Annotated in this window: 17 protein-coding genes; 12 read left to right on the top strand and 5 right to left on the bottom strand. The window is 36.4% G+C overall.

Annotation, left to right across the window (positions count from 1 at the left end; all coding sequences use genetic code 11):
• Window positions 1–34 precede the first annotated feature (34 nt).
• The 10 genes from rsgA to DET49_RS04930 all read left to right on the top strand — a co-directional run bounded on the left by rsgA (window position 35) and on the right by DET49_RS04930 (window position 10,691).
• Window positions 35–985, top strand: a complete 951-nt coding sequence (gene rsgA, locus DET49_RS04975; RefSeq protein ID WP_133546992.1) for a ribosome small subunit-dependent GTPase A — start codon at window positions 35–37, stop codon at window positions 983–985.
• Entirely contained in the window at window positions 982–1,434 is a 453-nt protein-coding gene (dtd, locus tag DET49_RS04970; RefSeq protein WP_133546991.1) for a D-aminoacyl-tRNA deacylase, read from the top strand. Before rsgA ends, dtd begins: the two co-directional genes overlap by 4 nt.
• Window positions 1,435–1,486: 52 nt before the next feature.
• Window positions 1,487–3,394, top strand: a complete 1,908-nt coding sequence (locus tag DET49_RS04965; protein ID WP_133546990.1) for a DUF3857 domain-containing protein — start codon at window positions 1,487–1,489, stop codon at window positions 3,392–3,394.
• A 7-nt stretch (window positions 3,395–3,401) separates the two neighbouring features.
• Window positions 3,402–5,414 carry a DUF3857 domain-containing protein gene (locus DET49_RS04960; RefSeq protein ID WP_133546989.1) on the top strand — a complete coding sequence of 671 codons (2,013 nt, stop codon included), beginning with the start codon at window positions 3,402–3,404 and terminating at the stop codon, window positions 5,412–5,414.
• A gap of 7 nt (window positions 5,415–5,421) precedes the next feature.
• On the top strand, window positions 5,422–5,748 hold the full coding sequence (locus tag DET49_RS04955; protein WP_133546988.1) for a nucleotide pyrophosphohydrolase: 327 nt from the start codon (window positions 5,422–5,424) through the stop codon (window positions 5,746–5,748).
• On the top strand, window positions 5,748–6,011 hold the full coding sequence (locus DET49_RS04950; RefSeq protein WP_133546987.1) for a hypothetical protein: 264 nt from the start codon (window positions 5,748–5,750) through the stop codon (window positions 6,009–6,011). The genes DET49_RS04955 and DET49_RS04950 overlap by 1 nt, the downstream gene beginning before the upstream one ends.
• A gap of 9 nt (window positions 6,012–6,020) precedes the next feature.
• A complete protein-coding gene (gene aroA / locus DET49_RS04945) occupies window positions 6,021–7,250 on the top strand; it encodes a 3-phosphoshikimate 1-carboxyvinyltransferase (protein ID WP_133546986.1) in 1,230 nt (409 codons plus the stop codon).
• Window positions 7,251–7,331: 81 nt separating this feature from the next.
• Window positions 7,332–8,387, top strand: coding sequence for a tRNA preQ1(34) S-adenosylmethionine ribosyltransferase-isomerase QueA (gene queA / locus DET49_RS04940; protein ID WP_208109623.1), 1,056 nt, complete (start codon window positions 7,332–7,334; stop codon window positions 8,385–8,387).
• A 142-nt stretch (window positions 8,388–8,529) separates the two neighbouring features.
• Window positions 8,530–9,573, top strand: coding sequence for a 23S rRNA (adenine(2503)-C(2))-methyltransferase RlmN (rlmN, locus tag DET49_RS04935; protein ID WP_133546985.1), 1,044 nt, complete (start codon window positions 8,530–8,532; stop codon window positions 9,571–9,573).
• Window positions 9,574–9,713: 140 nt separating this feature from the next.
• Complete coding sequence (locus DET49_RS04930; protein ID WP_133546984.1) at window positions 9,714–10,691, top strand: polyprenyl synthetase family protein; 978 nt, start codon at window positions 9,714–9,716, stop codon at window positions 10,689–10,691.
• A 112-nt stretch (window positions 10,692–10,803) separates the two neighbouring features.
• Here DET49_RS04930 and DET49_RS04925 read toward each other — a convergent pair whose 3' ends face one another.
• The 5 genes from DET49_RS04925 to DET49_RS04905 form a co-directional block, all read right to left on the bottom strand.
• Complete coding sequence (locus DET49_RS04925; RefSeq protein ID WP_133546983.1) at window positions 10,804–11,034, bottom strand: hypothetical protein; 231 nt, start codon at window positions 11,032–11,034, stop codon at window positions 10,804–10,806.
• 79 nt (window positions 11,035–11,113) lie between these two features.
• A complete protein-coding gene (locus tag DET49_RS04920; protein ID WP_133546982.1) occupies window positions 11,114–11,350 on the bottom strand; it encodes a hypothetical protein in 237 nt (78 codons plus the stop codon).
• 46 nt (window positions 11,351–11,396) lie between these two features.
• Complete coding sequence (locus tag DET49_RS04915; RefSeq protein ID WP_133546981.1) at window positions 11,397–12,179, bottom strand: TIGR03915 family putative DNA repair protein; 783 nt, start codon at window positions 12,177–12,179, stop codon at window positions 11,397–11,399.
• Window positions 12,180–13,439, bottom strand: coding sequence for a putative DNA modification/repair radical SAM protein (locus DET49_RS04910; protein ID WP_133546980.1), 1,260 nt, complete (start codon window positions 13,437–13,439; stop codon window positions 12,180–12,182).
• 117 nt (window positions 13,440–13,556) lie between these two features.
• Window positions 13,557–15,239: a sulfatase gene (locus DET49_RS04905; protein ID WP_133546979.1), complete on the bottom strand. Its 1,683-nt coding sequence runs from the start codon at window positions 15,237–15,239 to the stop codon at window positions 13,557–13,559.
• 95 nt (window positions 15,240–15,334) lie between these two features.
• On the opposite strand from DET49_RS04905, the gene DET49_RS04900 reads away from it, so the two are divergent.
• Both DET49_RS04900 and DET49_RS04895 read left to right on the top strand, forming a co-directional pair.
• Complete coding sequence (locus DET49_RS04900; RefSeq protein ID WP_133546978.1) at window positions 15,335–18,085, top strand: LuxR C-terminal-related transcriptional regulator; 2,751 nt, start codon at window positions 15,335–15,337, stop codon at window positions 18,083–18,085.
• Window positions 18,086–18,310: 225 nt separating this feature from the next.
• Complete coding sequence (locus DET49_RS04895; RefSeq protein WP_133546977.1) at window positions 18,311–21,313, top strand: SusC/RagA family TonB-linked outer membrane protein; 3,003 nt, start codon at window positions 18,311–18,313, stop codon at window positions 21,311–21,313.
• The last annotated feature ends 3 nt before the right edge of the window (window positions 21,314–21,316 follow it).

The following is a 21,316-nucleotide window of genomic DNA, read 5'->3' as shown; positions in this document are numbered from 1 at the left end:
CTTTTCAAACGGCTACTTAAAACCCATAATGTGAATGAAAGGAACCGTTTATAAATCTACCGGAAGCTGGTACCAGGTGAAAAGTGAGGCTGGAGCATTTTATGATTGCCGGATTAAAGGGAAATTCCGAATAAAAGGAATTAAAAGTACGAACCCGGTGGCTGTTGGTGATCGCGTAGAATTTGATATTGAGGACAAAGAGGGTGCAGAACAGGGTGTGATCAAAAAGATCGAAAATCGGGAGAATTACATTATTCGTAAATCGGTCAACCTCTCTAAACAAACCCATATTATCGCGGCTAATATAGATCAGGTTTTTTTGTTGATTACTTTAAATAATCCACCCACCCTGACCACTTTTATAGATCGTTTTTTGGTCACCGCCGAAGCTTACCATGTAAATGCGGTTTTGCTTTTTAATAAGGTAGATACCTACAGCCAAGACGAACTGGTAGAAATAAAATATCTGGCAGCTATTTATAGGAATGCAGGTTACCAGTGTATTGGTATTTCCGCTACCACAGGAAAAAATGTAGATAAAGTGAAGGAAATAATGCTGGGTAAAACAAGTATGTTCGCAGGCCACAGCGGAACTGGAAAATCCACCTTGATCAATATGATAGAACCCGGTCTTAATTTGAAAACTTCTCAAATTTCCGAACAACATAAGCAAGGTCAGCATACTACCACCTTTGCTGAAATGTTCGACCTTAATTTTGATGCCAGGATAATTGATACCCCCGGAATTAAAGGTTTTGGAGTTGTAGAGATTGCAAGGGAGGAATTAGGCAATTATTTTCCGGAATTTTTTAGAATCAAACAGGATTGCAAATTTCATAATTGCTTACATCTGGAAGAGCCACAATGTGCAGTAAAAGATGCACTGGAAGAGGGTGAGATCGCATGGAGCCGTTATAAAAGTTATTTGCAGATTTTGGAAGGAGAAGAAGATAATTACAGAACCGATATTTATCCAAAAAAATGAGAGTTGTTTTACAACGGGTTTCAAAAGCTTCCGTGCAAATAAAACACGGAATAAATGCGGTAATGAAGCATGGCCTTTTAATTTTATTGGGAATTGAAAGTGACGATACCCAGGAAGACATTGACTGGCTTTGCAATAAGATCGTAAAAATGCGCATTTTTAATGATGCTGATGATGCGATGAACCTCTCATTATTAGATGTGGATGGAGATGCTATTGTGGTTAGTCAGTTTACGCTGCACGCTTCTACAAAAAAGGGGAACAGGCCGAGTTTTATAAAAGCGGCAAAACCTGAGTTGGCTGTGCCGTTATATGAGAAGTTTATTGAAAAACTGGAGGAAAATTTGGGAAAACCGATAGGGACAGGGGAGTTTGGAGCCGATATGAAAGTTGAGTTGATCAATGACGGGCCTGTGACAATCTTAATGGATTCTAAAGAAAAACGTTAAAATTGGTTAAAATTTAATATCTTGCGATACTATACTTCATCCCTGTAGATAAATGCGCAAGATTTTAATACTCCAATTTTTATTTTTCCACCTAGCCACAACCAACCTCCTTAGTCAGGATTATTCTATCTTATCCATAGCTCCCGATTTACTGGTCAACTCGAATGCTATTGTTCGCAACGAAGCTATTGAGGTTTCCATTCTTGCGGTTGATAAAATGAGAATAAAAACCAAACGTGTGGTTTCGGTTCTTAACCAAAACGGAGATCAACACATACAAGCCTATGATTTTTACGATGAAAACAGGAAAATAAAAGATCAGCGAGTTATTGTATACAATAGTCGTGGAGAAGTAATTGATAAAATAAAACAACGCAATTTTGATCATCGTAGTCTTCATGGTTCAGGCACCCTCTTTAGTGATAATCGACTTAGTTATTTAAACTATACAATTAAAGAATATCCAATCACCATAGCATATGAAAGCGTAGTAGAAACAAATTCCACTATTTTTATCCAGCCCTGGAAACCGATTGAGAATTATAACCTAAGTGTAGAACGGGCTTCCTATAGATTTGTAAATCCAAATGCTATTCCTTTCAGGTTTGAACAAAATAATTTTCAAGAATTGGATTTTGACAAAAACAATTCAGATTCAGAGTTATTTTATGAAGTCCAGAATATTTCAGCAATAGAACATGAGGTTTTAAGCCCTGATCTTTCAAGTTTTTTACCACAGGTCTATGTCGCATTAAACGAATTTGCTTTGGTTGGTGTACAGGGTAAAGCTTCCAACTGGAAGGAACTGGGTAAATGGCAATATGATTATTTATTAAAAGGCAAGACCGCACTTCCACAGGAGACAGTTGTTATGATTAATAATCTTACGGCTAATGCTCCTTCAGAGCGGGAAAAGGCAGAAATTGTTTATAACTATGTCCAGGAAAACACGCGCTATATAAGTGTACAGTTAGGTATTGGCGGCTGGGAGCCAATGCATGCCAAAGATGTGGACGAACTTGGTTATGGCGATTGTAAAGCACTTACCAATTATACCAAAGCCCTTTTGGAATCTCTAGGAATACCCTCGTACTATACCGTTGTTTATGGAGGGAAAAAGAATAATATTGACCCGGAATTTGCTTCCATGCAAGGCAATCACGTTATTCTTAATTTACCATTTGAGGGAGAGGAAGTCTGGTTAGAATGTACCAGTCAATCAACTCCATTTAATTATTTAGGCGATTTTACCGATGATAGAAAAGTTTTAAAAATCACACCGGAAGGAGGAGAAATTATTAGCACCCCTAACTATTCAACAGAAGTAAATTTAAAGAAAAGCTTTAGTGAAATCCTTCTCAATGAAGATGGTGGATTTTCGGCAAATGTTACCTGTGAAAATTCAGGGATACCATATGGCGATATTTACGGAATAAGAAACCTGAAAGAAGACCACCAGAAAATTTATTATCGTGAAAAATGGGGGCATTTAAAGGAATTGGAGATCGCAGAGATAGTGTTTGAGAATGACAGGGATTCAGTAGTCTTTACTGAAAATCTAAAAATCAAAGGGGTTAAATTAGCTTCAAAAGCAGGGAATCGCTTGCTATTACCCTTAGATTTTTTGCCTGCTAAATTCTTTAGTTTACCTAGAAACCAGGCCAGAAAACTTCCTTTGGTTATACAAAGAGGTAAAACTTATAAGGACGTTTTCCAGTATAAAATACCGGAAAAATTTAAGATAGAATCTATTCCCGATCCGTTTAGCATTGAAAATGAATTTGGAAAATTATTCTTTAAAGCCAGTATTACAGGAATTGATGGGACTCAGCTAAAAGTGGAAAGACTTTTGGTTTTGAAAGAGGGTAACTGGGGGAGTTCGAAATATAATGCCTACCGTAAATTTATGAATCAAATAAGGTCTTTTACCAACCAAAAAGCAGTTTTAGTCAGTAATTAATCATTTTATGAAACATTTTTATTTTTTTATCATCAGTGTACTTTCAGTGTGTTTGCTTCAGGCACAAAATTATAAATTCGGAAAGGTTTCCAAAGAAGAAGTACTTGAAAAGGTACATCCCAAATATAAAGAGGCCAATGCAGCGATATTATTTAGGGAACATAGGGTCTATTATGATTTAAACCAAAATACCGGCTTAAGTCTGGTTACCGAAGTTCACGAGCGTATTAAAATCTATAATAAAGAAGGTTTAAAATGGGCTAATAAAACTATTAGTGGATATCAGAACGGAACAGAGAGGGATGATATCGGCAATATTAAAGGATATACCTACAATATTGAGGATGGAAAGCTGGTTGATGAAAAGTTAAGGAATAATGGAATTTTTAATGAGGAAACCAACAAGTATATTTTAAAAACAAAATTCACAATGCCCGCCGTAACAGAAGGCAGCGTAATTGAATATAAATACACTATCACCTCTCCTTTTACTACTTCTATAGATGATGTGCCCTTGCAGTTTGAAATTCCTGTCAAGCGATTAGAAGCCGAGATAAAAATTCCAGAATTTTTTGGTTTTAGAATGCACTACAATCCTAAATCTCCTATAATTTTCCCAATTAATAAATCTACAGAAACCTTCACTTATAGGTATACCCAAAAGAGTAGAACTGGCCAGCGAGTAGTTAGCACAGATTATGATCAGCGGAGTATCGATTACTTGCTTAATAATTATGATTTTAAAAGAAATGACATTCCACCGCTGAAAAAGGAGATGTACGTTGATTATCTGCAAAATTATGCCGCATATTTGCGTTGGGAACTAAAATATACCCAGTTTCCAGATTCACCGGTAGAGAATTATTCCCGAACCTGGGAAGGGGTAGCAAAAAGTATATATAATGACTCCGGCCTAAAGCAGGAAGTCAACAGAACTAATTTTTTCGATAAGGATATCGATAAACTACTGAGCGATACTAAGGACCGAACCGGGAAACTAGCAAAGATTTTTAATTATGTGAAGAATAAAATTACCTGGAACGATTTTATAGGATTTCGGGCAGAAAGTGGAATAAAATCAGCTTATATTAAGGGTGCAGGAAATACCGGTGATATAAACTTAATGTTGGTTAGTATGCTAAGATACGCGGGCTTTGAGGCTAATCCAGTACTTGTAAGTACCAAATCTCACGGTATTCCCATCTACCCCACCCGAAATGGTTTTAATTATGTTATAGCCGCTGTTGAAACTCAAGATGATTTTGTTTTAATGGATGCTACCGATAAAAACGTAGCGATAGGGGAACTTCCCAATAGGGCTATGAACTGGCGAGGCAGAATTATTAGGGAAGATGGGACATCCGATTGGGTGAATTTGATGCCTACTGTAAAATCTGAAAATATAACTATGCTCAACATGCAGTTTGATGATGATATGGTCTTACAAGGAAAGTTGGTAAGGAAATTAAATGGTTTACACGCTAAAAAATTCCGAGACGATTATGCTGGATTAGCTAAAAAAGATTATATACCGGTTCTGGAAAAAAACAAAGGAAATATAGAAATATCTGATGTGACTATTTCCAACGAAAAAGCCATTGGAAAAATTATTAAACAAAGCTATAATTTTGAGCTTAAGAATGCGATGGAAATCATAAATGAAAAAATATATTTTAAACCTATGGTTTTTGCAGGTCTTACCGAAAATCCTTTTAAGGGTAAGGAGCGTAATTATCCTATATTTTTCGATTTTCCATCTAGTGATAGCAACACTATAAATTTTCTTATTCCCGAAGGTTATGAAGTCGAATCTTTGCCAGAAAGTGCTATTGTGGACCTAAAAAATGGAGCTGGTGTTTTTAAATTTGTAGTAGCTTTAAATGGAAAGTTTTTAAGGATTGAATCTTCTTTGGATTTAAACAATATAGTTTATTCCTCCCTGGATTATGAAGGACTTAAAAATTTCTATAGTGAAATGGTAAATAAACATTCAGAAGCCATAGTTTTGACAAAATCTTAAGAACGAAATGGATATAGAAAATGCTCAGAAAGCTGTTGATACCTGGATAAAGGAACATGGGGTTCGGTATTTTAATGAGCTTACCAATATGGCGCAACTTACCGAAGAAGTAGGAGAGGTTGCCCGAATTATCGCCCGTCGTTATGGCGAACAAAGTGAAAAGGAATCAGATAAAGAGAAAGACCTGGGAGAGGAACTGGCAGATGTAATGTTTGTAGTTCTTTGCTTAGCCAATCAAACGGGGGTAGATCTTCAAAAAGCCTTTGATAAAAAACTGGAAATAAAAACAAAAAGAGATCACGACAGACATCATAATAACGAAAAGTTAAAATAATGAAATTCAAAGAGATGATTTCGCAAAGAGCCTTCTGGAAATCGGTTTTATTCCTTGGGCTAGGCTTTCTTATCGTTTATGATATAGTAAGTATGTTGTTTGAATACGGCGGATTCGATTTTAAAACCTATTTTACTCAGCGCACAGAGGACGGGAAGTTGTTTCGTTTTATTGCTGGTCAGCTACTTGCTGCTTTCGCATATGGTTTTATCATTGCATTAGGTCAATTCAGAGCTAAACAAAAGAAGGATGCGGATAAATAATACTTATCAATGAATTTAAAGATCTCAAATACCAAAAAACATCTGACCGGTGCCATTAAAATTACCGGCTCAAAAAGTGAATCCAACCGTTTGCTGATTTTGCAGGCATTATATCCGAATTTGAAGATTGGCAATCTTTCTAATAGTGACGATACCCATTATTTACAAAAAGCCCTGGACAGTGAGGATGAATTAATAGATATCCATCACGCTGGGACCGCTATGAGATTTTTAACAGCATATTTTTCTACTTTAAATGGTAGGGAGGTAGTTTTAACCGGAAGTAAACGAATGACTGAGCGGCCTGTAAAGCTTTTAGTTGATGCGCTTAAAACTATGGGAGCCGATATTTCTTATGAAAAGAATGAGGGCTACCCACCCATACGAATTAAAGGTAAAAAACTACAGGTAAGTAAGGTGAGTTTAGAGGCTAATATAAGTAGTCAGTATATTTCTGCATTAATGTTGATTGCACCATCCCTTCCTAAGGGGCTCGAAATTTTTTTAGAAGGAGAAATAACTTCTGTACCTTACATTAAAATGACCCTGGAAATCTTGCAGCGGGCTGGAATTAAAGGAGTTTTTGAAGGAAATACTATTAAAATCGAACCGACCCTTGCTTTGCAAAAACAAACCCTGGCGGTAGAGTCAGACTGGAGTTCCGCTTCTTATTATTATAGCCTGGCAGCGATAAGTGAATCAGCTGATCTTAAACTCAGTACTTATAGGAAAACCAGTTTACAGGGAGATTCCTGTCTTGCCAATATATATAAGCAGTTTGGGGTCCATACCAGATTTGAAAAAGATCATATTATTTTAGAAAAACACGTGGCTCCCAAACCGAAACATATTGAAGAAAATCTACAAAATTCTCCCGATATCGCTCAAACCATAGCAGTTACCTGTTTAGCTCTTAACGTTCCCTGTCGTTTAACCGGTTTGCATACCTTGAAAATTAAGGAAACCGACAGGCTTGAGGCATTAAAAACAGAAATTGAAAAATTCGGAAGTAAAGTAAAAGTTACCCATAATAGCCTGGAACTATTTCCACAGCAGGAATTCTCAGAGCAGGTCTCTGTAGCAACCTATAATGATCACCGGATGGCAATGGCCTTTGCTCCCCTTGGATTAAAAATTCCATTTAAAATTGAAGATGCCGAAGTAGTATCAAAATCTTACCCGGGTTTCTGGGAAGATTTAGAAAAACTCAATTTCAATATTGAAAAAACTTCTATTTAAAAGCTTTTTTCAAATAAACCGTTAAATACTTGACAACCCCTATCTTGAGATTGTATATTTGCCGCTTCTAAAAATGCAACTATGGGAATGAAACTTTCACACTTCAATTTTGAACTTCCAGATGAACTTTTGGCGGAATACCCTTCAGAGAATAGGGATGAAGCAAGGCTAATGGTTTTAAACAGGAAAGAACAAACAATTGAACATAAACAATTTAAAGATATCCTTGATTATTTCGAGCCTGAAGATGTTATGGTATTAAACAATACCAAAGTATTTCCGGCGCGTTTATTTGGTAATAAGGAAAAAACAGGTGCTAGAATCGAAGTTTTTCTTTTAAGGGAATTGAATCCGGAAACCAAACTTTGGGATGTTCTTGTTGATCCTGCCAGAAAAATTAGAATCGGTAATAAACTTTATTTTGGTGATGACGAAAGTTTAGTTGCTGAAGTTATAGATAATACTACTTCTCGTGGAAGGACGCTTCGTTTCCTTTATGACGGTTCTTATGAAGATTTCAGGAAAAAGCTGAAAGAACTTGGGGAGACTCCACTTCCTAAATATATCAAACGTGATGTTGAACCTGAGGACCAGGAACGCTATCAAACAATATATGCGAAAGAAGAAGGAGCTGTAGCGGCACCTACTGCAGGACTTCACTTTTCTAAACACCTTTTAAAGCGTTTGGAGATTAAAGGGATTGATTTCGCGGAAGTAACTTTGCATGTAGGATTGGGTACTTTTAGTCCTGTTGAGGTAGAAGACCTTAGTAAGCATAAAATGGATAGTGAAGAAGCTTTTATTGAAAGAAAAGCGACACAAACCATTAATAAAGCCAAACTTGAAAACAGACGCGTTTGTGCGGTAGGTACTACTGTTATGCGTGTGCTTGAAAGCGCGGTTTCTTCAAATCATACTTTAAATGAGTTTGGTGGGTGGACCAATAAGTTTATTTTCCCTCCTTACGATTTTAGTATTGCGAATTGTATGATTACAAATTTCCATACCCCAAAATCTACGCTTCTAATGATGATCTCGGCCTTTGCAGGACATGATTTTATGAAGCGCGCTTATGAGGAAGCGGTAAAAGAAAAATATCGTTTTTATACTTATGGAGATGCGATGTTGATCATTTAATTCCAAAATATTTAATTTATAAAAGCCACAGGTTATTGAAAAAGTAAGTTGTGGCTTTTTTTGATTCTGCTTAATCCCAGAAATTAAAACACTTAGCTTCTGCTTAACTTAAAAATCCTTTAATTCTTCATACTTTTGCAGCGTGAAAAATAAGAAGAAAGACATACGGGCGCTTACTAAAAACCAACTTCAGGAATTTTTTGTAGCCAATGGCGATAAATCCTTCCGCGGAAGCCAGGTATATGAATGGCTTTGGAATAAAGGTGCACATAGTTTTGAAGCGATGACCAATATTTCTAAATCTACCCGTGAAATGTTGGACGAGAATTTTGTCATAAACCATATTCGTGTAGACAAAATGCAACGCAGTAGCGATGGGACGATTAAAAATGCAGTAAAACTGCACGATCAGCTTACGGTAGAATCCGTTTTAATTCCTACAGCTACCAGAACTACGGCCTGTGTTTCCTCCCAGGTAGGTTGCAGTCTGGATTGCCAGTTTTGTGCCACGGCACGTTTAAAAAGAATGCGAAACCTGAATCCTGATGAAATCTACGATCAGGTAGTTGCCATAGATAATGAAAGCAGACTGTATTTTGACAGACCGCTAAGCAATATTGTTTTTATGGGTATGGGAGAGCCGCTTATGAATTATAACAATGTCATGAAAGCGGTAGAAAAGATAACATCACCCGAAGGTTTAGGAATGTCTCCAAAACGAATTACTATTTCTACTTCCGGGGTGCCAAAAATGATCAAGAAACTAGCCGATGACCAAACCAAGATAAAACTCGCTGTTTCACTCCACGCCGCAACCGATGAGATCCGCACACAGATAATGCCTTTTAACGAAACTTTTACGTTAGCTGATCTTCGTGAAGCTTTGGAGTATTGGTATTCTAAAACGAAAAGCCGGATCACATATGAATATATCGTTTGGAAGGATATTAATGACACCCGAAAAGATGCTGAAGCTCTGGTGCGTTTTTGCAATTATGTGCCGTGTAAAGTTAATTTAATAGAATATAATCCTATAGATGATGGCAATTTCCAACAAGCTTCTTCTAAGGCTACAGATATGTACCAGCAAATTTTGGAGCGAAACGGTATTACAGTTACCGTAAGACGTTCTCGTGGAAAAGATATCGATGCAGCCTGTGGACAGTTGGCTAATAAATCCGCCTAATCTGTCGTTAAGTGTATTCACCTTGGTATGCCTTTAATTATCGGCCGTTTATCCGCCTTGGAGAAAGGTCTCTGGATTCTTTATTTTGAAAGAAAACCACCGCTTAATATTGTTTATAAATAATTATCTTTGGTGGCTTAATGAAAGTAATTTCCCAAATAAAACTTCCGGTTGAGAAAGAAATGGAGCTTTTTGAAAAAAAGTTCCTTGAGGCCATGTCTTCAAAAGTTGCCCTACTCAATAGGATCACCCATTATATAGTAAATCGTAAAGGAAAGCAGATGCGACCTATGTTCGTTTTCCTGGTGGCTAAGATGGTTTCAGAAGGAAGTGTAAACGAGCGTACTTATCGAGGGGCTTCCGTTATAGAGCTTATTCATACGGCTACCCTGGTTCATGATGATGTGGTCGACGATTCTAATCGCCGTCGCGGGTTTTTCTCCATAAATGCTTTATGGAAGAACAAAATAGCGGTTCTGGTAGGCGATTATTTACTTTCCAAAGGTTTACTGCTTTCAATTGACAATAATGATTTTGATCTGCTTAAAATAATTTCAGTAGCCGTCAGGGAAATGAGTGAAGGAGAACTGTTACAAATTGAAAAGGCCAGGCGTTTAGATATTACAGAAGCCGTTTATTACGATATAATCCGGCAAAAAACCGCTACACTAATCGCGGCATGCTGTAGCCTGGGCGCTGCTTCGGTGAGACCAGATTCGGATGCTATTCCAAAAATGCGCCGATTTGGTGAATTAATAGGGATGGCATTTCAGATTAAAGATGATCTTTTTGATTATGGAGATGAACAAATAGGAAAACCAACAGGTATTGATATTAAAGAGCAAAAGATGACTTTGCCCCTTATCTACGCTTTAAATAATTCGTCCGAAAAAGAAAAGAACTGGGTAATTAATTCTGTCAAGAATCATAATAAAGATAAAAAGCGGGTAAAGGAGGTGATTAGTTTTGTGAAGAAAAAAGGAGGACTTGATTATGCGATAAAACGCATGGAAGAATTTCAGCAGGAAGCTATGTTGATCCTAGAAGATTATCCGGCTTCGTCTTATCGGGAGTCCCTTGAACTTATGGTAAACTATGTTATTGAACGAAAAAAATAAGGCTCATTTAATGGTTCATTTATACAACAACTTAATACCCTTTTAAGTAGAAAATTGACTTTTAAAATAATTCACAAAAAAGCCTTATATATTTTATAAGAAAAGAGATGAATTAGATGTCGTTATTGTGAATTTCCTCATCAATTTCATCTTCTATTTTTTCTGCACCTTCTTCAATTTTTCTGGCGCCCTCTTTTACTTTTTCCCCGGCCTTATTTACACCATCTTCGATATCTTCACCAATGGCCTCTACAGCATCCTCTGTTTTTTCCTGGGTAGTCTCCCGGCATGAATATAAACTCAATGTAAAAACAGCAACTGAAATAAATACTAATTTTCTCATGGTAATTTGATTTATGTTAAACTAAAAAAAGCCACTTTCGGTGACGAAAGCGGCTCTTAAATTTCTAAAAAGTAAACGATTAGATATTTTCGTCTTCGTTTACTTCCTCTTCCATTTCTTGCTCTACTTCTTCAGCTCCAGCCTCTATTTCATTTCCAACTTCTTCAATTTCATTTCCTGCTTCTTCAGCAGCATTTTCTACATCTTCACCAGCAGACTCGATTGCGTCTTCTGTTTTTTCTTCAGTAGTTTCTCTACATGAGTAGATTGAAAGGGACATTGTTGCAACAGCAAAAAGTAAAAATAATTTTTTCATTTTAGAATTTGTTTAATTAGTTGAAGCAGCAAATTTAAACTATTTTTTAATTAGACAAGGAATTCTTTTCAATCAAATATTTCCAATATCTTTTAGGCACATGTTGGTTGTGAAGCCTAGTGTTTATGCGGGATTTAATTGTTGTAGCTTTAAAATAATTCTGCCATAATTTCTGATATTCTAATTCAGTATTACCAAAAAAATTCTTGTTTTCAGCTGGCACATCCTTCTTTTCAGAAAAATCAATACAAATAACCTTCGTTTTTTGTAAATCGTAATATAGCCCAAATTTTCTTCTGGTATCATAGATTATCCATTGTTGATCACTATACCGGGAAGTAAAATGTTTTTTTATAAGAGGGAGTACATTAAAATCCGGTTCTATCGTAGCGAAATAGATGTTATCTTTTGTGAGTTGAAATCTAACAAAGGCCTCCATTCTGTGTTTTTCTCGACCTACTTTTTTGGCAGTCTGAGAAATTTGTAAAACATTCAAATTAGCAAAATCTCCATGGATGCATTTTTTATGTTGGAAAGTATGCTGAAAATATTTTAAAATCTCTAATTCAATTCCTGGATTTTCACTTAAATAGGCATAATAAACAGCCTTTAAGCTTTTATTGGAAACATACCTTTTAAAAGCTTTCCAAACTCTTTGTGCTTTTGATGTATCGGTTATTACTTCCCGGCTTTCGCTAAATAAATCTCCATTTTTTATATCTGGAGGATTTATGGATGTAATCTTTAATTTCTCCTCATAGTTTGTGAAGATGCATGTGAGTAAGCCATTAAAGGTACCGTCGTAGTTTAGGGAAGTGGTAGGGAGCATCTAAAAGAGGCTTAATTGGCTGGTATACTCTTTTCTGAACTTACCAACTGAATTCCGAAGAATTAAAGATTTTATTTTCCCCGAGTCCAGGTCTGATGATTCCCAACCGCGGGAATCACAGATTATAAAATATCGGGCGCGGTTAAATGCTACACCAATTGCTTTTAGATGACCATAATTTAATTTTCTGTACTTTCTTGCATCTAAAATCTTACTTACCGATTTTAGTCCAACTCCGGGGATTCTCATTAATATTTCTTTTTCAGCGCGATTAATATCTATCGGAAAATGCTGCGGATTTCTCAATGCCCAGCTTAATTTTGGATCTACTTCAATATCGAGGTTTGGAAACTCCTGGTTTAATAATTCTTCCACTTTAAATCCATAAAAGCGCATCAGCCAATCTGTTTGGTAAAGTCGGTTTTCTCTTAACAAAGGAACTTGAGAGCCCATAGAAGGCAGACGCGGGTCACTGCGTATCGGGACATAGCCTGAATAATAAACACGCTTCATATTATAATTTTTATAATAATGGTTTGCGGATAACATTACCTCCCGGTCACTTTCTCCTGTTGCACCTACTATCATTTGTGTGCTTTGACCTGCTGGAGCGTAAATTGGAGTGCTTTTAATTATTTTTTTTTCAGACTTATATTGTATGATTTCATTTTTTACTTTCTCCATGGGTTTTATAAAATCGGAATGATCTTTTTCTGGAGCCAATTTCTTTAGGCCGGAAATGGTGGGGATTTCAATATTTACGCTTAATCTATCTGCATAAAGTCCCGCTTCGCGCATCAGCTCATCACTTGTCCCAGGTATGGATTTCAAATGGATATAACCGTTAAAATTCTCCTCCAGGCGTAGTTTCTTAGCGACTTGGATAAGACGTTCCATTGTGAAATCGGGATCTTTAAAAATGCCCGAACTTAAGAATAAGCCTTCAATGTAATTTCTTCGATAAAAATTGATTGTAAGATCTACAACTTCCTGAACTTTAAAAGCAGCTCGTTGAATATCATTGCTGCGTCGGGTTACACAATAGGCACAATCGAATATACAATGATTGGTAAGTAGAATTTTCAGTAAAGAAACACAACGGCCATCCTCCGTGTAAGAATGGCAGATTCCCATACCATCAGAATTTCCCAGGCCCTTATTTTTATTAGAGCGTTTACTACCGCTACTGGAACAGGAGACATCATATTTTGCCGCATCAGCGAGAATTTCAAGTTTTTCCTTAATTCGATCAAACATCATAGTTTGGAGGTTTGGATCAAAAATAGGAAAAAATCCAATTAATAGGAAATATTACAAGAGAGTAAATTATAATTATCGGACCTGCGTAAAATATGTTGGGAGATATTCCAATATTTTTTATTCTTCCCTAAAATGGGGGTAATGAGCAGGATCTTCCCCGGCTAGTCTCGCAAAATTTCGATAAGCCTGCTCAACTTGGGCTTCAGGAGTAGTGTTGAATTCTGCCTTAGTAACATTATATTTTTGCTGTAATGAATCCAGACTGGCATGCAGTTGCTTTCTCACCCCGGCATATTCTGGATGGTTGTAAATGTTGGTCATTTCCTTAGGATCTTTTTTCAGGTCATACATTTCCCAAACATCTATGTCATCATAAAAGTGAATTAATTTAAAACGGTCGGTCCTAATTCCATAATGACGTTTTACCATATGGAAGGCTGGAAAATCATAATAATGATAATAAATAGCATTTCTGAAATCATCATCTGAAATGGAGTTATTAATCAAGGGTCTTAAAGATTTCCCCTGCATATCTTCTGGAATATTAGCTCCTGCAAAATCAAGAAAGGTTGGTGCGAAATCTAGGTTTTGAGTAAGCGCATTAATTTGGCTCCCTGCTTCTATTTCACCAGGAAATTGCATAAGCAATGGCATGGCTAAGGATTCTTCATACATAAAGCGCTTATCAAAAAAACCTTTTTCACCCAGATAGAACCCCTGATCTGTGGTATAAACAATTAAAGTGTTTTCATCTAATCCAGTTTCTTCCAGATAATCTAATATTTTACCTACTCCTTCATCTACTGAGGCCACAGTGGCAAGATAATCCCTCAAATACCGCTGACCTTTCCACTCTGCCAGTGCTCTGCCAGATAAATCAGCCTCATGAAAAGCATCATTTTTAGGCCGGTAGGCTTTGTCCCAGGCCTCGCGCTGTTCTTTGGTCATTCTTCTAAAATCATTTTTCCACGGATTATGCCTTAGAGAATCACTGCCTTTAGCTACCGTCATTTTTAAGTCGTGACCTTCATACATATCTTCATAAATAGTTTGCAATTGCTGTTGTGCAGCTATTTGCCCTTTATGATCTGAGAAATAGCTATCGGGTAAGGGAAATTTAATGGAATCATATTTATTAATGTGTCTAAGTGCCGGCATCCAATTTCTGTGTGGTGCTTTATGTTGCACCATAAGCATAAAAGGTTTTTCTGTGGATCTTTTGTTTTTGAGCCAGTCTAATCCCATTTCTGTAATTATATCTGTAGCATAACCTTCAATTCTTGTAGTATCCTTACCATTGATGAAATCTGGATTATAATAATTCCCCTGGTCTTCCAAAATATGCCAGTAGTCAAATCCTTTTGGTGTTCCATGCAAGTGCCATTTTCCAATCAAAGCCGTTTGGTATCCTACCTTCTTAAGATATTTTGGTAAGGTAGGTTGAGACCCGTCGAAGGTTTCACCATTCATTCTAAAGCCATTTATGTGGCTGTGTTTACCTGTTAAAATTACTGCCCGGCTGGGACCGCAAATAGAATTGGTGCAGAAATTATTATTGAATTTCACACCATTTTTTGCGATCCGATCAATATTAGGAGTAGGAGCCAGCATACTCACTGGGTGGCCATAGGCGCTAATGGCCTGCGCCGCATGATCATCAGTCATAATGAAAATAATATTGGGACTTTTATGTTGATCTAGATTTTCTTTTTTGACATTTTCCTTATCTCCACAGGATGCTAGGTTAAAAATCCCAAAAATCAAGGTCAGGATAATAAGAAGTGGTTTTTCAGAAATCATAAGGGTTTGGTTTAGTAATTGAGAAAGGCAAAGTACAAAAATTATGTATTTTTGTATTAAATTATACCTATACAAAAACTGCTCAAATGTAATTTATGGAGTTTCCAAAAATAAAAATTATTGCTATCCTTCTCTTTGTTTTTCAGGTTAATGGCTTGAGATCACAACAACTTAACCCACCCATTCATAATTATTCTTCTACAACTTATAATGCCGCGAGTCAGAACTGGGATATTGATGTAGATAATGAAGGGGTTATTTATGCCGCAAACAATCAGGGGCTACTGGTTTTTGACGGTCAATCCTGGGAATTATTTCCCTTACCAAACGGTAGCATTATACGTTCAGTTTTTGTGGAGGGAGATAGAATATATACGGGTTCATACAAAGAATTTGGTTTTTGGAAAAGAGATGTAACAGGAGAGTTAGTATATACTTCCCTAATACCTAAGCTAGGTAAACATGCGATGCAGAGTGAAGAATTCTGGGAGATTCTGTCATTTAAAGGTGACATTTATTTCAGGTCTTTTGGAGCTATTTATAAATATGATCATAAGGTAATCCAGCCCGTTCAAAATGTGGTAAGTAATAAAATGATGGTCTATAAGGACAGGTTGTTACTAGCCGTGAGAAAGGAAGGCTTACATTTCTTAGATGAGAACAACGAATTGCAAAAGTTGCCAAACCAGAATGCTTTGAATGGAAAAATAATTATTGATATGGCAATACAGGGGGAGGATTTATTGATTGGTACCAGGGAGCAGCTTTTTAAGTATAATGATGAATTAAGTGTTTTAAATAATGATTCTCAATTACTGGAGGAGTTAAAACGATCGGAGCTTAATCATATAATGGCATTAGATCATAAGAGGTTATTATTGGGAACTGTGAAAAATGGAGTGATTAATTATGACAGAAGGAATAATAACTACACCATATTTAATAGAAATAATGGACTTCAGAACAATACCGTTTTAGGATTTGTGGAGAAATATGGAAACATTTGGTTAAGCCTGGATAATGGGATAGATCGTATAGAGCTGGATTCGCCAATTAAATTCTATACGGATGATACCGGGGAATTGGGCGCGGTATACGACCTTGCTTTTTATAAAAATAAGATGTTTCTGGCCAGTAATACCGGAGTTTATACTTTTAAGGATAATCGTCTGGAAATTATTGATGGTGCTGAAGGACATACCTGGAACCTGGAGATTTTAAATGATACTTTGTATGTAAACCATAATAAGGGGACGTATTTTGTAAAAGCAGATCAATTGGAACCAGTAGAAACCACCACCGGGAGTTTTAAAATCAGTGAGATCCCTTCGGTTAGTCATCAGTACCTGATTAGCAGTTATACAGGTATTAGAAATTATAGTCCAAATAGAGATAGCATTTATGAGTTGGATAGTTTAAACTTTCCTGTTAAAAATATTGTTTTTGAAAATGAAAGTACGCTTTGGGCAGCACATCCTTATGAAGGCCTTTTCAGGGCTGGATTCAAGGATAAATTTAAGGAAAGCACCTTTGTAGAAAAGATTGATATACCAGATGGCGGCAATAGTATAAATACCGATATCTTTAAAATCAATAATCAATTGGCTATTTTCAATGGAGACCATTGGTTTAAGTACAATTCTTTTAAAGATTCTTTGCAGGTATTCGAGGAATTGAAACCTTTTCGGAAACATAAAATGTTACTCAAAGATGGCAACTCCTATTGGTTTAGTAATACAAGCAATAACTCCCTTAAATACACCGATTTTGATAGTAAAAATATCATAGTAGCACCCGGTTCTTTGAATAATAGATTGGTAAAGAACTATGAGAAAATTGTAAAAAATCGGGACTCGCTATATTATGTGGCCCTTAATGATGGTTTTGCGAGAATAAACCTTAATAAGTTTATAAAAAATATTGACCAGGTTTATGTGAGTAAACCTAGGGTAAAAGGATTTTCAGATATGGAAAGACGGTATGATTTAAGCAGGACACCGGTAATACCCTATAAGAGTTCCAGAGATTTAAATATTTATACATCGTTTCCGGTTTCGGAAGCAATGGAACTACGTTATCGTCTTAAAGGAGAAGACACCTTGAGTGGAGAGGTTAAAAATGGGGTAATTAACCTTCAAAATCTTAATCACGGAGAATATGAATTAGAACTGCTTGCCATCGGTCCACAGGCCCAGATTGCCCAGAAGAGCAACTTTGATTTTACGATTAGACCACCCTGGTATTTATCAAGCTTAATGAAGTTGGTATATATCCTAATTATTCTTTCACTTATTGTTTTGGTTTATTGGTTTAATCAATTAAAATTAAAAAAACATCAATTATTGCTGGAAGAGAAGTTTGAAAAGGAGCATCAAGAAAGACTTAATAATCTTGAAAAAGAGCGTTTGATGAATCAAATTAATTTAAAACGAAAGGAATTGGCAAATACCACGATGGTAGCTGCGAAAAAAAATGAAATGCTAATGGAGATTCAACACGAATTGAATAAGGACAAAAATAATTTCTCCAATCAATTCAGAATGAAACATATTTTAAACAAGATTAACAGAGCCATCAAAAATAAGGATGAATGGAAGGTTTTTGAAACTAACTTCAATGAGCTACACGAAGATTTTTTTAAGGATATCTTAGAGAGTTACCCAAAACTTACCAGTAAAGATTTAAAGCTTTGTTCCTACCTGAAAATGAACCTGACTTCAAAAGAAATTGCTCCATTGATGGGAATTTCGGTACGCGGGGTGGAGGTGCATCGGTACCGATTAAGGAAGAAAATGGATCTGGACAAGAAAGATAATTTGACAAATTTTTTAATTAAAAATTTCTAGGTTATCAATTATAGGTGGCTAAATTTAACAAAAAACTAATACATCATTACTACGTCATAGAATTAAATCCGTGTTAAATATTTACTTCAAAAATGTTTTAAACACCTGATAAACAAATATATAAAACCTTATTTTAAATGATGTAGCAGTAGTGTACTATATCGTTTGCGTAAAACAGCGCCATGGTTGTATCTTTCTGTTAAAATTCAGTAAAAATTCAACCGTATGAAATTAAAATTATTATTCATTTGTATGGTCCTATTATCCGGTTTTGGGTTCGCTCAGGAAACCAAAACAGTTTCAGGGATAATAACGGATCAAAATGCAATGCCTTTACCTGGAGCCGAGGTTAAGGTAATTGGCAAAGAGATTTTCGATGTTACCGATTTTGACGGAAACTTCACCTTAGAAGGTGTTGAAACTGGTGATGCCGTAAGAGTGACTTATTTGGGATTTGTACCTCAAGAATTTACAGTCACTCAAACTAATGAATATTCTATTGCATTGGAAGAGGACGCCGATCAATTGGATGAGGTTGTCGTGGTAGGTTATGGTACCCAGAAGAAAAGAGATTTAACCGGAGCCATTAGTGTTATAGATTCCGAAGAAATTGAAAAAACACCATCATCAAATGTTATGCAGTCACTTCAGGGTAAAGTTTCAGGGGTGCAGATTGTCAATTCCGGTTCTCCAGGAGATTCTCCTACCGTTAGAATTAGAGGACTTGGCACCTATGGAGATGCCACTAGTGTCTTATATGTAGTAGACGGTACTCTTTATGATAATATTGATTTCCTGAATTCAAAGGATATAGCGTCCATAAATGTATTAAAGGATGCATCATCTTCCGCTATTTATGGTGTTAGAGCGGCTAATGGGGTTGTGATTATTGAAACTAAATCAGGTAGAAAAAATCAAAAACCTCAATTTGAGTATGATGGATATACTGGTTTTCAAAGAGCACAGAATGTAGTTAAACTGGCTAATACAGAACAGTTTGCTACTATGGCCAGAGAGTCTGGTTCTGCTGCAGAGATACAATTTATTGAGAATGCTATCCAGCGTTATGGGCGTAGCCGAATAAATCCAAATGTGCCGGCAGTTAATACTGATTGGTATAAAGAGATACTTAGACAAGGTATCATCCAAAACCATAGTTTATCGGTTTCAGGTGGTGGCGAAAGTGTAGTTTATGCCTTGGGAGCAAACTATACCGGTCAGGAGGGGATATTAGATATGGAGAATAGCTATGAGCGTTTCAATATTCGTTCTAAGGTCGATGTTGATATTTCCGATCGTTTAAAAATGGGCGTCAATTCTATATTTAGTAATGCTATTAAATATGCTCCTGAAAACGGAGCCTGGTTTAGAGCTTATTTTGCCGTTCCTACAATGCCGGTATTTGATGAGCTCAATACCGAGGCTTCACCAATAAGATATTCCAATGCTCAGCTTCTTGGGTACAGAGGTACACAAAATCCGTTTCAGGATCTTTCTTATAATGAGAATAGGATTAAAATTAGAAAATTGCTGACTTCTATGTTCCTTCAGTTTGATATTATAGAGGATAAATTGGATATTAAAACTACTTATAGCCATAATTTTACTGCTTTAGAGGAAAGGAATGTAAATCTTCCTTATACTTTAGGCAATAACTTTGAACGCAGATCCAGTATAAGAAGAGCAAATAATAATTATTCCAACCAGTATTGGGATAACGTTCTTACCTATAACGATAATTTTGGCGATCATGACCTGACTTTAATGGCGGGTACTTCTTTTAGGGATGAAGCTAGTAACACTTTTTCTGCCACTGGATTTGATATTACCGGTATTGGCCTTGAAACAAGTTGGTATCTTGATTTTGCAGATCCAGATTCCTTTAATAGTAATGTAAGCGAAGTTGGTAGAAGGTTTTACGGCTTATCATATTTTGGTAGAGTAGCTTACAATTTTAAAGATAAATATTTGCTATATGGTACGTTCAGAGCTGATGGATCTTCTAAATTTACTCTAGATCCTTGGGGGTATTTTCCTTCTCTTGGTTTAGGATGGGTGGTTTCTGAAGAAGAATTCCTGAGAGATAATGAAGTCCTGGATTTCTTTAAGCTAAGAGCCAGCTGGGGTAAACTAGGTAATGATAATGTTGCAGCAAGTGCCGGTTCTAATACCATAGAGGTTGTCACTACCCCAATAGGTGACGAGCCTCGTACAGGTTTAACTTCTACTAGTGTATTTTCTAATAACACTTGGGAAGTTATAGAAGAGTATAACTTTGGTCTAAATATTGAAGCATTTGATAATAGATTGTCTGTGGATGCCGACTATTATATTCGTGACACCCATGATGCAATTCTACCAGTATATATACCCATCGTTAACCGCAGTGTAGACAGAAACTCCGGAGTAATTAGAAATGAAGGTCTGGAACTTGTTGCCAATTGGAGTCAGCAAATTTCTGAAGATTTTACATTTAGGATAGGAGCAAACTTTACTACACTTAAAAACGAAACTCTTGAAATTGAAGATGAACGTGGATACATTGATTCCGGCTCAGCTGAATTTAGACAGCGAACAACCATTGGAGGTCCGCTTCTAGGATTTTTCGGATATGAAAGAATTGGAGTTTATCAAAATCAGGAACAGATTGAAGCTGATCCGGTTGCAGTGGCCAATGGCCTTGTTCCTGGAGATTTAATTTACCGGGACCAGAACGGGGATGGAGTAATAGATGATGCCGATAGGGTGATTCTGGGATCTTTCCTTCCTAAATATACTTTTGGTGGGAATATTGGATTCTCCTATAAAGCTTTTGATTTCTCACTGGACTTTTACGGTCAGGCTGGTAACAAGATCTTAAATAGAAAAAGAGGAGAAATTATTTTTACCCAGGACACCAATATGGATGCTGATCTTGCTATAAATAGATGGCATGGCGAGGGTACTAGTAATACTTACCCTTCTTCAGCAGGATTGCGTAAAGCCTGGAACCAGAGATTGAGTAATTTCTGGGTAGAAGATGGAGATTTTTTCCGAATTCAGAATATTCAAGTAGCTTATAATTTAGAAGCCAAAGGAATTCCAAATACACGAATTTATCTCACTGCTGAGAAACCATTTTCATTTTTTGACTACAATGGTTTCAATCCTGAAGTAGCAGATGGCGTGGATAGACAAACATATCCTGTTCCTGCAATTTACACCATGGGTGTTAATATAAAATTCTAAAAT

The organism is Salegentibacter sp. 24 (assembly GCF_004362395.1).
GTDB lineage: Bacteria > Bacteroidota > Bacteroidia > Flavobacteriales > Flavobacteriaceae > Salegentibacter.
This window is presented reverse-complemented; position numbering and strand designations above follow the sequence as displayed.